This window comes from Streptomyces virginiae, from assembly GCF_041432505.1.
Taxonomy (GTDB): domain Bacteria; phylum Actinomycetota; class Actinomycetes; order Streptomycetales; family Streptomycetaceae; genus Streptomyces; species Streptomyces virginiae_A.
Map to the genome: position 1 here is coordinate 3,699,999 of NZ_CP107871.1, position 13,136 is coordinate 3,713,134.

A 13,136-nucleotide genomic window follows, 5' to 3' on the forward strand; every position below is an offset into this window, starting at 1 on the left:
ACGATTCGCGCGCGGACCGAACACGCACCGTTCATAGGCGAGTCGGCGGGCTCCGGGGGGTCCGGCGCGCCACCCGTCACCCGTCCGGGGGACCTCGCGGCCCGGGGGGGCGGCCGGATCGGCCATCGGCAACCCTGAGGCCATCCTTCGGTCACCCGGCACTGCCAAGGTCGGCCCACCATGTCGACAACGCACCGCTCGCCGCGCTCCGTGCCGCGTACCTCGCCGCGTACCTCGCCGCGTACCTCGCCGCGTCCCGCACCCCGTCGCTCACAGCGCCCGTCACGGCGCCCCTCACCGCGCCGCCGGAGTCTGCTCGGCTCGGCGCTCGCCGCCCTGCTCACGACGGTGGCCGTGTGCGCCGGGGACGCCGCCGCCCGCGTGTTCCCCTACGGAGCGCGCCACCGCAGCGTCAACGACCTCGGCAACCAGTTCGTCCCCTTCCACGCGCAGCTGTGGGACCTGCTGCACGGCCGGGCGGAGGGCGGGCTGCTGTTCAACTGGCGCTCCGGATACGGCATGAGTTTCCTGCCGGACCTGGGCACCTATCTGACCAGCCCCTTCGCCGTCCTCGTCGGGCTCTTCCCGCGTGCGGACATCGACCTCGCCGTGTACGTCGTCACCGTGGTCAAGACGGCGGCCGCCGCGGCGGCGATGACCTGGCTGCTGCGCACGCAGCGCCGTGGGCCCTGGTGGGCGGCCGGGCTGCTCGGGGCCTCGTACGCGCTGTGCGGCTGGTCGGTGATCGAGGCCGCCTACAACCCGATGTGGCTGGACGGGCTGATCGCCTTCCCGCTGCTGTGCCTGACCGGTGAATGGGCCTTGCGCGGGCGCCGGATCCTGCTCGCGCCGCTGGTCGTCGCGGTCTGCTGGACGGCGAACTTCTACACGGCCTACATGGCCACGCTGGGCGCGGCCCTGGTGCTGCTGGTACGGGTGGTGCTCACCCGGGAGGGCGTGCGCACCCGGCTGTCGGTGATCGCGCGCGGCGCCGGGACGGCCGTGCTCGGGATCGCGCTCGCGGCGCCCGTGCTCCTGCCCCTCTTCCTCAGCTCCGGGCAGGCCTACCCGGGGTGGGTCAAGGAGTTCCGGCCGGTCTCCGCGGCCGACCTGTTCGCGCGGCTGCTGCCGGGCACCTACTCCTTCTCCTCCCCCGCCGTGTTCGTGGGCACCGGAACGCTGCTGCTGGTGGCCGCCCTGCCCTTCCACCGGGCGGTCCCCGCCCGCACCCGGCTGGGGTGGGCCGGACTGACCGTGGCCGTGGGGCTCTCCCTCCAGTGGGCGCCCACCCACCTGGCCTGGCACCTGTTCGCCACCCCGAACGGAAGCCCGTACCGGCAGACCTTCGTCCTGGCCGGGATCGCCGTGATCGCCGCCTGGACCGGGCTGGCCGCCGGGCTGCCGCGGCCGCCGGCGCTGATGACGGGTGCGGGCGTCCTGGCGGCCGCCGCGCTGTGGGCGTACGACAGCCCGCTGGTGTCGGCGGCGGGCTACGCGCTGTTCGGCTGCGGGCTGGCGCTCGCGGCCGCGGCCTGGTGGGCGCTGCGCCACCGCCACCTCGCATGGCCGGCGGCCGGGGTGCTCGCGCTGGTCCTGCTGACGCAGGCCGCCGCCACCATCGCCTACGGCCACCGGGGCAAGCTGGGCGGCCTGGACGACTACCCGTCCTGGGGGCCGGCGCACACCGCGCGCGCCGAGGCCCTGGCCGCCGCCGAGGGCTGGCCCGCGTACCGCACCGACCCGGGCCGGCCCGCCCTGACGGGCAACGACCCGTTGCTGCTCGGCGGGGAGGGCGGCTCGTACTACAGCAGCCACACCCCGGACGTGTTCACCCGCACGATGGTCGCGCTCGGGGCGGGTTGGACCTCGCGCGGACGCAACGTCCAGAGCATCGACAACCCGGTGACGGACGCCGTCTTCGCGGTGGGCGCCCGCCTCGGACCCGACGGCACGGTGCGGCGCGCCGAGGTCCCCCCGCTGGTGACGACCCGTCCGCCCGGCGCCGCCCTCTCCTACGCCGACGACTCCCCCTTCGCCAACCAGGAGCTGCTGTTGGGCGCCCGGGTGTACGAGGACCCGCTCGCGCCCGGTGTCTGCCGCGCGGGCACGGAGGCCTACCTGTGGGCCCCGGAGTACAACGCGACGGCTCGCCTCGCGGACGGCCCCGCCTTCCGCCTGAACGGCAACGCACCGCGCAATCGGGCGGCGCTCCAGCCGCTGGGCCCCTCCCGCGGGGCCTCCTCGGCCCTGGTCTTCGACGCGGCCCCGCCCCCGCGGTGGACCCTGGCCTGCCTGGACCGGGCGCGGCTCGACACCGCGGTGGCCGGCCTGCGGGCCACGTCCGCGACCTCGGTCCGGGTCGGTTCCTCCGAGGTCCACGCCACGCTCCCGCCGGGCACGACCGGCACGGCGGTCCTCTCGGTCCCCGCGATCGCCGGCTGGACCTGCGACGGCCGCCCGGCCACCGACCACCTGGGTCTGGTGGCGATCCCGCTCTCGCCCGGCACCACCACGGTGAGTTGCGCGTTCCGCCCGCCGGGCCTGGTCCCGGGGGCGGCGGTCGCGGCGGGCGCGCTGGGGATCGTGCTGATCACGGCCCTGCGGGGGCGGGCCCGGCCGGTCAGCGGACCTGGCTGAGCCAGTGCAGGGTGCGGCGGATCTCGGCCGGGAAGGGGTGGGCCGGGCCGTGCAGCCGTTCCGCGTCGAACAGCAGCCGGGCCAGGGTGTCGTGGGCCGCCTGGCGGTCACCGAGGGAGAGCAGCAGGTGGGCGATCCGGCGGCGGACCTCCAGCGGCAGGCCCGGATCCGGGTTGGCGTAGTGGTTCTCGAAGAACGGGAGCAGCGAGCGGTACTCCGCCAGGGCGGCGGCCGGCTCGCCGAGTTGCTCCAGGCACTGGGCCGAGTCGTAGCGGAAGCGCAGCGACTGGGGGTCCCCGGCCGGGAACTCGTCCGCGAGGCGGCGCAGTTCCGGCAGGGCGCGCCGGTACTGGCCGTCGTCCATGAGCGTGGCGGCGTACTGCTTGCGCAGGGAGCGGACCACCGGGGAGTGCTCGCCGTGCTCGGCGGCCGCCGCCGGGAGGATGCCGCCGAGGATGTCCACGGCCTGGGTGAGCCGGCCCTCGTCCAGCAGCTTGCGGGCCTCGTCCACGGCGCCGGGGACGTCGGCCTTGGGCGGCGCGGGCGGGGTGCTCGGCCGCGGGGGGACGACCGCGGCCCGGTCCGGCCAGGGTGCCTGCGGGCGCAGGAAGGGCCGGGTCGGGTCGAGCGGGCCGGACGGGGTGCGGCTGTCGCGGGCGGGCAGCAGCGGGGCCAGGGCCTCGTAGACCTCCTGGGCGGAGGAGGGCCGGTCCTGCGGGTCCTTGGCGAGGAGGTGGAGCAGGAGCTTCTCCAGGTCCGGCGGGATCTCCGGGCGTATCTGGCGGACCGGGACCGGGGGCTCGTACAGGTGGCGGTGCAGGACTCCGAGTGCGGTGGACCCGGCGAAGGGGACGTTGCCGGTGAGGAGTTCGTAGAGCAGCACACCGAGGGCGTACAGGTCGGTGTAGGGGCCCACGGCGCCGCCCATGGCCTGCTCGGGGGCCATGTAGGCGGGGCTGCCGATGGGCGAGCCGGTGCTGGTGAGGCGGGTGGTGTCGGTGTCCATCACCGAGGCCACGCCGAGGTCCAGGACGAGCACGGTGCCGTCCGGGCGGACCATCACGTTGCGCGGCTTCAGGTCCCGGTGCACGATCGGCACCGCGTGCACGGCCGACAGGACCGAGCACAGCTGCGCGACGACGGCGACCGCCCACTGCCAGGGGTAGGGGTCGTGCTCGGCGAGGTGGTCGGCGAGGTCGGCGCCCTCCACGTAGCCCATGACGAGGAAGAGTTCGTCGCCGTCGCTGCCCGCGTCGTGCACGGTGACCAGGCCGGGGTGATCGACCTGGGCGGTGACCCGGCACTCGCGGACGAAGCGGCGGCGCAGCTCCTCGGCGACCGTGCCGGGGCCGGCGACCTTGTCCGGGCGCAGCAGTTTGACGGCGACGCGGCGGTCGAGGCGCCGGTCGTAGGCGGTCCAGACCTGACCCATGCCGCCCTGGCCGAGGACGGTCGCGAGCTGGTAGCGGTCGCCGATGAGCCGGTCGGTCACTGGTGCGGGTCCTGGAACGGGGTCTGGTGGGGGTCTTGGCGGGGGCCGCCGGTCGGCGGGGTCTGCTTGCGCAGCAGCTCGCTGAGCTCGTCGAGTTCGGCGCGGACCTGCCCGAGGCGCGGGGGCGGGGTCGGCTGCGGCGGCACCTGCGGGGGCGCGGGGACCGGCGTCGGGGTCGGGGTCGACGTCGGGGTGGAGGGCCGGGTGGTGGCGGTGGCGGGCGGGTATCCGTAGGCGGGCCCGGAGGACTGCGGGTGGGTGTACGGGGCGGACTGCGTCGGGTACCACTGCGCGGTCGGGGCGGTGCGCCGGGCCTCGTGGTGCTTGATGTCGGCGACGAGGAAGTACACGCAGATCGCGAGTCCGCTGAAGATCGAGCCGCCGGCGCCCAGGTTGCCCTGCCAGCCGTTGACGTCGGGGGTGGGGTCGATCTGGATGAGCGTCATCCACACGACGGCCAGCACGCCGCTGACCACCATCAGCGTCCAGTCACGGGACTTGCGGGTGACCAGGGCGAGCCGCAGCAGGGAACCCCAGGCGAGGAAGCCGCAGCTGAGGATGGGCAGCAGCACGAACACCACGCGCAATGCCATCACACCCCCGGAATCGGACTGGGGGCCGTGCTGCGGCGGAAGGCCGGGGCCGTGCATCGCTGCTCCTGACGGGCCGTGCGGAAGAGGTTTCGGGTCTGAGGGTATACAGCGTTCCCGGCCAGGGGTGAGGGGATGCGCGCAACCGTTGCACGCTCGCTGCACGGCTGTTCACTCCGGCGTGACCGTGCCGTCGGAGAGGCCGTCGTGGAAACCCTGGACGAGTTGTTCGCCGAGCCGCCCCGCGAGCCGTAGCGCGTCCTCGAACTCGGCGAGCGCCTGGAAGCGCAGCCCGTAGCCCTGTTGCTGCGCCAGGGGCAGCCGGGGCAGTCGGAGCCTGCGGACGTCGAGGCGGGTGGCGGTGGAGGCGTGGCTGCTGGCGCGGCGGGTGTTGGCGGTGCCGCGCAGGAATCCGGCCAGGAACCACGGGTCGAGGGCGGCCGGGTCCGGGCGCAGCAGGGCCAGGCCGCGGCCGGGTACCGCGCCGGCGGTGGCCTCGTCGACGACCCGGGCGATGGCGGCGCCGCCGACGAGGGGGACGAGGACGTCGCCGGGGGCGGTGAGCACGGGCTCGTCGGCGGTGGGCGCCAGGGTGCCGGTGGGGCCGGACCCGGTGGAGACGTCCTGTTCGGTGAGGACGGGGGCCGAGCCGGTGCCGCCGCCGGTGCCGGTGTGCAGTTCCAGGGCTCCGGCGCGGGCCAGTTCGCCGACGGTGGTCATCGGCGGCCGGACCGTGCCGCCGGCGGGCGCCGCCGCGGCGGGCGGGGTGAGCCGGGCGGCCCGTCCGAGGGTCTCGCCGAGCCGCTCCCGTACGGCGGTCAGCTCGGCCGGGCCGCCGCCGGCGGTCGGCGGGGGCAGGTGGCGGGCGGGGGTGAGGTCCACGTCGTCGTCCAGCAGCTCGATGACGGGGACGACGCGGCTGACGCCCGGCGCCTGCGCCACCGAGCCGGTGCGGTCGTACGCGCTCCAGGCGTCCTGCACCGCTTCGTGCACGGCGGGCCAGACGGAACGGAGCCGGTCGTCGGCGGCGAGGGCCGCGGTGTCGATGAGCAGCAGCCCGGCCGGGGGCGCCGCGTGCGGGGCGGGTCGGCGCAGCACCCACAGGTGCAGGGGGATCCCGTACGGGGGCGCCGCGCCGGCCGGGAGCGCGACGACGGCCCGCAGCGCGCCGCGGCGCAGCAGGTCGGCGCGGATGCGGCGGCCGGAGCGGCGGGCGGCGACGGCGGGCGGCATGAGCAGGACGGCGGTGCCTCCCTCGCGCAGGTGGGCCAGGGCGTGCTGGACCCAGGCGAGTTCGGATTCGGTGCGGGCCGGGAAGCCGTACTCCCAGCGCGGGTCGTAGGCCAGTTCCTCGTGGCCCCAGGCGCGTTCGTTGAACGGCGGGTGGCAGAGCACGGCGTCGACGGTGTCCTGGGCGAAGGCGTCGGCCCGCAGGCTGTCGGCGGCGGCGGCGCGGACCTGGGGCGTTCCGTTCAGTGCGAGGCGCAGGGCGGCGAGGGCGGCGAGTTCGGGCGCGGAGTCCTGCGCGTACAGGGCGGTGGCGCCGCGGACGGCCCGCAGCAGGCTGCCGGTGCCGCAGGCGGGGTCGAGGACGGTGCGGGCCGCAGGTCCGGCGAGGGCGGCCATCAGGGCGGCGAGGCCGTCCGGGGTGAGCGTGTACTGGCGGGGGTTGGCGTCGAGGTGGCGCCCGAGGAGGAACTCGAAGGCCTGGCGGGCCCCGAGTTCGGCGGCGAGTGCGGCGGCGGCCCGCAGCAGCGGCATGGCGGCCGGGTCCGGCGGGATCTCGGCGAGCGCGTGGCCCGGCCCGAGGCGGGCGCCGAGCGCCTGGTCGAGGACGGGCCGCAGCAGGGTGGCCATGCGGGCGTCGGAGACGGCGGTCAGCTCCAGCCAGTCGGTGGGCCGGTCCCGTACGACGAGCAGGGCGCCGCCCGCCTGGACGAGTGCGACGACGGCCCCGCCGGGGTGGGCGGCGATCTGCTGCCAGACGCGTTCGCGCAGCGGGACCTCGGCGAGCTTGCCCTGGGCGCGCAGCCAGTGCTCCACCTCGTCCAGGGAGAAGGAGGGGCTGGTCTCGGTGCCGCCGACGGGCTTGGGGAAGTCGGCGTGGCGGCGCCGCCAGTTGCTGACGGCCGCGCGGCCGACCCCGGCCAGGCGGGCGACCTCGGCGGCGGTGACCTCGGCCGCCGCGACCTCTGCTGCGGTGACCTCTGCTGCGGCGTTCTCCTCGGGCATGCCGGGGAGCTTACCCGCTCACACCGAAGAGACCGATTCACAGCGTGAACTCAAGAATCTCTGTGAATCGTGTTGACTCGGTTCACAGAGATCTGCTCTGATCGGCACGTCATCACCCGCCGGATCGCCGGGATCCACCGCAGGCGGAATACAATCTTCCGCTTCTCCTTTAATCTTCCTTTACCCCCACCTTCCAGAAGCCCTAGAGAGTCCCCATGCGCACCGCTCACCGCTTCACCGCCACCGCCGCCCTCGCCTGCGCCGCCACCCTCGGCCTCACCGGATGCTTCGCGTCCGGTCCGTTCGCGGACCTGACCGGCTCCGAGGTGGCGGACAAGTCCGTGGACGCCCTGCGCGGCGCCGCCTCGCTCACCGTCAGCGGCAAGGTCTGGGAGGACGGCAAGCCGCTGGAGCTGAACATGGCCGTCAGCAAGTCCGGCGAGTGCCGGGGCACGATCGCCGGCCAGGACGGCTCCTTCGAAATGCTCCGCGCCTCCGAGTTCGTGTTCATCAAGGCGGACGAGCCCTTCTACCGCTCCCAGATGAAGGACCTGCCCAAGGCGGAGGCGGACGAGGCGGTCAAGCAGCTGGCCGGCCACTGGCTGAAGTCGAAGGCCTCGGACGCCGACTCGAAGGAACTCGCCTCCCTGTGCGACCTGGACGAGCTCCTCAAGGAGTTCGACGACAGCAAGGGCGCGGAGAAGGGCAAGGTCACCTCGGTAGGCGGCCAGAAGGCCCTCACCCTGACCACGAAGACCGACGAGGGCACCGAGACCCTGCAGGTGGCCACCGAGGGCAAGCCCTACCTGCTCAAGGCGAGCATCACCGGCAAGGAGCCGGCCGAGGTCTCCTTCAGCGGCTTCGACAAGCCGGTGAACACCGAGGCGCCGACCGGCAAGGACGTCATCGACGCCGACCAGCTGGGCTGAGCCGGGCACGCGGAACGGCCGTGGCCGGGGACCTGTGAGGTCCCCGGCCACGGCCGTTCCCGTCGCCGTCGCACCCGCTCAGGGCGCCACGGCCCCTACGAGCCGAGGATGGTGGTGAGGAACTCCCCCGTCCAGGCCAGCAGTTCCCGCCCGACCACCGGCTTGCCTCCGATCTTGCCCGCCTTGGGGCGCGGGACCAGCACCTGCGAGGTGGCGGGCTTGAGCACCGTCCCCGGGTAGAGCCGCTTGAGCCGCAGCTCCTGCGACTCGCGCAACTCCACCGGACCGAACCGGACGTTATTGCCCTGGAGGGTGATGTCCCCGACCCCGCAGGCCCGGGCCAGCATCCGCAGCCCGGCCACCAGCAGCAGGTTCTCCACCGGCTCCGGCAGCTTGCCGTAGCGGTCGGTGAGCTCCTCCCGTACCGCCTTGATGTCGGCCTCGGAGGTGGCGGAGGCGATGGACCGGTACGCCTGCAGGCGCAGCCGCTCGCCCGGCGCGTAGTCGTGCGGGACGTGCGCGTCGACCGGCAGCTCGATCTTGACCTCCAGCGGCGGCTCCTCCTCCACCTGCCCCTCGACCGCGGCCCGGTAGTCGGCCACGGCCTCGCCGACCATGCGGATGTAGAGGTCGAAGCCGACGCCCGCGATATGACCGGACTGCTCGCCGCCGAGCAGATTGCCCGCGCCGCGGATCTCCAGGTCCTTCATCGCCACGTACATGCCGGCGCCCATCTCGGTGTGCTGGGCGATCGTCGCGAGGCGCTCGTGCGCGGTCTCCGTCAGCGGCTTCTCCGGCGGGTACAGGAAGTACGCGTACCCGCGCTCGCGGCCACGCCCCACGCGGCCGCGCAGCTGGTGCAGCTGGCTCAGGCCGAAGTTGTCGCCGCGCTCCACGATCAGGGTGTTGGCGTTGGAGATGTCGATGCCCGACTCGACGATCGTGGTCGAGACGAGCACATCGAACTTCTTCTCCCAGAAGTCGACGACGACCTGCTCCAGCGCCTGCTCCGACATCTGGCCGTGGGCCGTCGCGATCCGCGCCTCGGGCACGATCTCGCGCAGCTTCGCGGCCGCCCGGTCGATGGACTCCACCCGGTTGTGGATGTAGAAGCACTGGCCCTCGCGCAGCAGCTCACGGCGGATGGCCGCGCCGATCTGCTTCTCCTCGTACGGGCCGACGAAGGTGAGCACCGGGTGCCGCTCCTCCGGCGGGGTGGTGATCGTCGACATCTCGCGGATGCCGGTCACCGCCATCTCCAGGGTGCGCGGGATCGGGGTCGCGGACATCGTGAGCACGTCGACGTTGGCGCGGAGCTTCTTCAGCTGCTCCTTGTGCTCCACGCCGAACCGCTGCTCCTCGTCGACGATGACCAGGCCCAGGTCCTTGAACCGGGTCTCCTGCGAGAACAGCCGGTGGGTACCGATGACCACGTCCACCGAGCCCTCGTGCAGGCCCTCCAAGGTGGCCTTGGACTCGCTCTCGCTCTGGAACCGCGAGAGCGCCTTCACCTTGACGGGGAACTGGCTGTAGCGCTCGGAGAAGGTGCCGAAGTGCTGCTGCACGAGCAGGGTCGTCGGGACGAGGACGGCGACCTGCTTGCCGTCCTGGACCGCCTTGAATGCGGCTCTCACAGCGATCTCGGTCTTGCCGTAGCCGACGTCGCCGCAGATCAGCCGGTCCATCGGGACCGACTTCTCCATGTCCTCCTTGACCTCGGCGATGGTGGTGAGCTGGTCGGGCGTCTCCGCGTACGGGAAGGCGTCCTCCAGCTCGCGCTGCCAGGGGGTGTCCGGGCCGAAGGTGTGACCGGGGGCCGCCATGCGCGCGCTGTAGAGCTTGATGAGGTCGGCGGCGATCTCCTTGACCGCCTTCTTCGCGCGCGCCTTGGTCTTGGTCCAGTCGGCACCGCCGAGCCGGTGCAGGGTCGGGGCCTCGCCACCGACGTACTTGGTGACCTGCTCCAGCTGGTCGGTGGGGATGTAGAGCCGGTCGCCGGGCTGCCCGCGCTTGGCCGGCGCGTACTCCACGAGCAGGTACTCGCGGGTGGCGCCCTGGACCGTGCGCTGGACCATCTCGACGTAACGGCCCACGCCGTGCTGTTCGTGGACGATGTAGTCGCCGGCCTCCAGGGTCAGCGGGTCGATCGTCTTGCGGCGCCGGGTCGGCATCCGGCCGAGGTCCTTGGTGGCGGTGCGCTGGCCGGTCAGATCGGTCTCGGTGAGCACGGCCAGGCGCAGCACCGGGTCGACGAAGCCGTTGTCGATCGAACCACAGGCGACGTGGACCAGGCTCGGCTCCAGGACGCCCAGTTCCGCCTCCAGCCGGGCCGCGATGCCCTCGCCGCCGAGCACCTCGACCGTACGGGCGGCCGGGCCGTGCCCCTCGGTGAGGTAGACGGTGTGCCAGCCGTCGGCGATCCAGCCCTTGGTGTCGGCCAGCGCCCGGGCGGTGTCGCCGCGGTAGGCCTCCGGGGCGTGCATGCCGAGCTTGAGGGTGTCGCCGCCGCCGGCACTCTCGTCGGCGGCGAAGGGGGACACCGACCACCACATCATGTCCAGCTCGCGGGCCCGGTCGCGGACGTCGGCGATCCCGCGCAGCGAGGCCGCGCCCACGTCGATGGGGGCCTCGCCGCCGCCCGCGGTGGCCGCCCAGGACGCCATCAGGAACTCCTGGCTGGTGGCCACGAGGTCGGCGGCCCGGGTGCGGACCCGCTCCGGGTCGCAGACCACGGCCATCGACCCGGCGGGCAGGACGTCGATCAGCAGTTCCATCTCGTCGACGAGGACCGGGGCGAGGGACTCCATGCCCTCCACGGCGATCCCCTCGGCGATCTTGTGGAGCAGCTCGCCGAGCTCGGGGTGGGCCTCGGCGAGGGCCGCGGCCCGCGCCCGTACCGCGTCGGTCAGCAGCAGCTCGCGGCAGGGCGGGGCCCACAGTCCGTGCTCGGCGATCTCCAAGGAGCGCTGGTCGGCGACCTTGAAGTAGCGGATCTCCTCGACCTCGTCGCCCCAGAACTCGATGCGCAGCGGGTGTTCCTCGGTGGGCGGGAACACGTCGAGGATGCCGCCGCGCACGGCGAACTCCCCGCGCTTCTCGACGAGCTCGACCCGCGCGTACGCGGCGGCCGCCAGCGCCTCGGTGATCTCCCCGAGGTCGGCGCCGCCGCCTTGGCGCAGGCTGACCGGGACCAGGTCCCCGAGCCCCTTGACCTGCGGCTGGAGCACGGAGCGGATGGGCGCGACGAGCACGCTCACGGGACCGGCGGCCGGATCGTCCTCGCTCGGGTGCACGAGGCGGCGCAGGACGGCGAGCCGGCGGCCCATGGTGTCGCTGCGCGGGCTGAGCCGCTCGTGCGGCAGGGTCTCCCAGGACGGGTAGTCCACCACCTCGTCGGGCGGCAGCAGCGAGCGCAGCGCGGCGGCCAGGTCCTCGGCCTCGCGCCCGGTGGCGGTGACCGCCAGGACGGTCCGCCTGGTCCGCCGGGCCAGCGCGGCGATCGCGAAGGGCCGCGCGGCGGCGGGGCCGACCAGGTCCACGTGCATGCGCTTGCCGTCCCCGGCCGCGGTGACCGCCTCGGCGAGGGCGGCATCACGGGTGACGGCGTCGAGCAGTCCGTGCAGGCTCATGAAAGAGGCTTTCCGTCCGGTGAAGGTCTGGGGCTGTGAAAGGTGCGGGGGTGCGGAGCGGGCAACGCGAAGGGCCCGACACGTCGCACGGGCCGGGGGTTCCCACCCTACGACGACGCCCCTCGCGCCGCTTTACGATGTTCGTGTTGTGACTGTCCGAGCTCGCCGCGTCGTCTTCCGCCGGGGAGACGACTTTCCCCGGAGGAGCACGAGTCCGTGACGAGCGATGCGATAGCCCGCCCGGCGCCGGTGGTACCGGCACCCGCCCGGCCGGGACGGTACCCGTGGGCTCCACCCTGGCTGGTCGCGACCGGGCTGTTCCTCGTCTACCTCGTGCTGTCCGTCGGCCGGTTCCGGCGGATGGACTGGGCCTCCTGGGACCTCGGGATCTTCGAGCAGGCGATCCGCGCGTACGCGCACCTCCAGGAGCCCGTCGTCGACCTGAAGGGGCCGGGGGCCAACATCCTCGGGGACCACTTCAGCCCGATCATCGCGCTCGTCGCCCCCGTCTACCGGGTCTTCCCCGGTCCGCTCACCCTGCTGGTCGTGCAGTCCGCGCTGTTCGCGCTGTCCGCCGTGCCCGTCACCCGGGCCGCCGTACGCTTCCTCGGCCGGTCCCGCGGGATCGCCGTCGGCATCGCGTACGGGCTGTCCTGGGGCATCCAGCGGGCCGTCGAGTTCGACTTCCACGAGATCGCCTTCGCGGTGCCGCTGCTGGCCTTCGCGCTGGAGGCGGTACTCGCCCGGCGCTGGCGGGCCGCCCTGTTGTGGGGGCTGCCGCTGGTCCTCGTCAAGGAGGACCTCGGCTTCACGCTCGCCGCGCTGGCCGTGGTGGTGGCCTGGCGGGCCCGCGACGGCAACCGCCGGATCAGCATGGCCGCGCTCGGCGTCGCCGCCGCGGCCTGCGTCTTCGCCGTCCTGGTGTTCACCGTGTTCATACCGGCCTTCGCCACCGCGGGCTACGGCTACTGGGACAAGATCGACGGGGCGGGTCCGCTCGCCGGCCTCGGCACCAAGCTCACCACCCTGGCGTGGGTGCTGATCCCCACCTCCGGGCTGCTCGCTCTGCGCTCGCCGCTGCTCCTGGTGGCCGCGCCCACCCTCGGCTGGCGGTTCCTGTCCGGGGACGACCACTACTGGTCCACCGACTGGCACTACAGCGCCGTACTCATGCCCGTGGTGACGCTCGCCCTGGTCGACGCCATCGACACCGTGCGGCGCGGCGAGCGGCCCTGGCTGCGCTCGTACGCCCTGCAGCTGCCGGCCGCCGTCCTGGCCGCCGCCCTCGCCCTGAGCGCGACCGCCATGCCGACCGCCAAGCTCGCGGAGGCCCGTACGTACCAGAAGCCCGAGCGGGTCACGGCGATCGAGCGGCTCCTGGACCGGATCCCCGACGGGGCCACCGTGGAGGCCGACACCACCCCGCTGACCCGGCTGACCTCCCGCTGCCGCGTGCTGTGGATCGGCGGCAGCAAGGGTGTGGTGCCCGACTGGATCACCATCGACAACTCCTCCAAGTGGGCCGGCGAGGATCCGACCGACTACGCCCACCAGCTCCACCCGGGCGAGCGGTTCACCCTGGTGGGGGAGGCCGGCGGCATCGTCCTGATGCGGCGGGGGTGAACCG

At 73.8% G+C, this 13,136-nt stretch carries 7 protein-coding genes; 3 read left to right on the plus strand and 4 right to left on the minus strand.

Annotation, left to right across the window (positions count from 1 at the left end):
• Nucleotides 1–180: 180 nt before the first annotated feature.
• Nucleotides 181–2,637, plus strand: coding sequence for a YfhO family protein (locus OG624_RS17205; protein ID WP_371639560.1), 2,457 nt, complete (start codon nucleotides 181–183; stop codon nucleotides 2,635–2,637).
• On the opposite strand, the gene OG624_RS17210 is transcribed toward OG624_RS17205, so the two are convergent.
• The 3 genes from OG624_RS17210 to OG624_RS17220 all read right to left on the minus strand — a co-directional run bounded on the left by OG624_RS17210 (nucleotide 2,621) and on the right by OG624_RS17220 (nucleotide 6,951).
• The gene (locus tag OG624_RS17210; protein ID WP_033222682.1) at nucleotides 2,621–4,129 is read right to left on the minus strand and encodes a serine/threonine-protein kinase; all 1,509 of its coding nucleotides are present in this window, start codon (nucleotides 4,127–4,129) and stop codon (nucleotides 2,621–2,623) included. The two genes, OG624_RS17205 and OG624_RS17210, sit on opposite strands and share 17 nt — an antisense overlap.
• The gene (locus OG624_RS17215; protein WP_078909430.1) at nucleotides 4,126–4,722 is read right to left on the minus strand and encodes a hypothetical protein; all 597 of its coding nucleotides are present in this window, start codon (nucleotides 4,720–4,722) and stop codon (nucleotides 4,126–4,128) included. The genes OG624_RS17210 and OG624_RS17215 overlap by 4 nt, the downstream gene beginning before the upstream one ends.
• A gap of 168 nt (nucleotides 4,723–4,890) precedes the next feature.
• Nucleotides 4,891–6,951: an N-6 DNA methylase gene (locus tag OG624_RS17220; protein WP_326748224.1), complete on the minus strand. Its 2,061-nt coding sequence runs from the start codon at nucleotides 6,949–6,951 to the stop codon at nucleotides 4,891–4,893.
• A 215-nt stretch (nucleotides 6,952–7,166) separates the two neighbouring features.
• Between OG624_RS17220 and OG624_RS17225 the strand changes: the two genes are divergently transcribed.
• The gene (locus OG624_RS17225; RefSeq protein ID WP_371592920.1) at nucleotides 7,167–7,880 is read left to right on the plus strand and encodes a hypothetical protein; all 714 of its coding nucleotides are present in this window, start codon (nucleotides 7,167–7,169) and stop codon (nucleotides 7,878–7,880) included.
• A 95-nt stretch (nucleotides 7,881–7,975) separates the two neighbouring features.
• Here OG624_RS17225 and mfd read toward each other — a convergent pair whose 3' ends face one another.
• Nucleotides 7,976–11,509 carry a transcription-repair coupling factor gene (gene mfd, locus OG624_RS17230; RefSeq protein WP_371639561.1) on the minus strand — a complete coding sequence of 1,178 codons (3,534 nt, stop codon included), beginning with the start codon at nucleotides 11,507–11,509 and terminating at the stop codon, nucleotides 7,976–7,978.
• A 216-nt stretch (nucleotides 11,510–11,725) separates the two neighbouring features.
• Here mfd and OG624_RS17235 point away from each other — a divergent pair, with 216 nt between their 5' ends.
• A complete protein-coding gene (locus OG624_RS17235; RefSeq protein WP_371587881.1) occupies nucleotides 11,726–13,132 on the plus strand; it encodes a DUF2079 domain-containing protein in 1,407 nt (468 codons plus the stop codon).
• Nucleotides 13,133–13,136 lie beyond the last annotated feature (4 nt).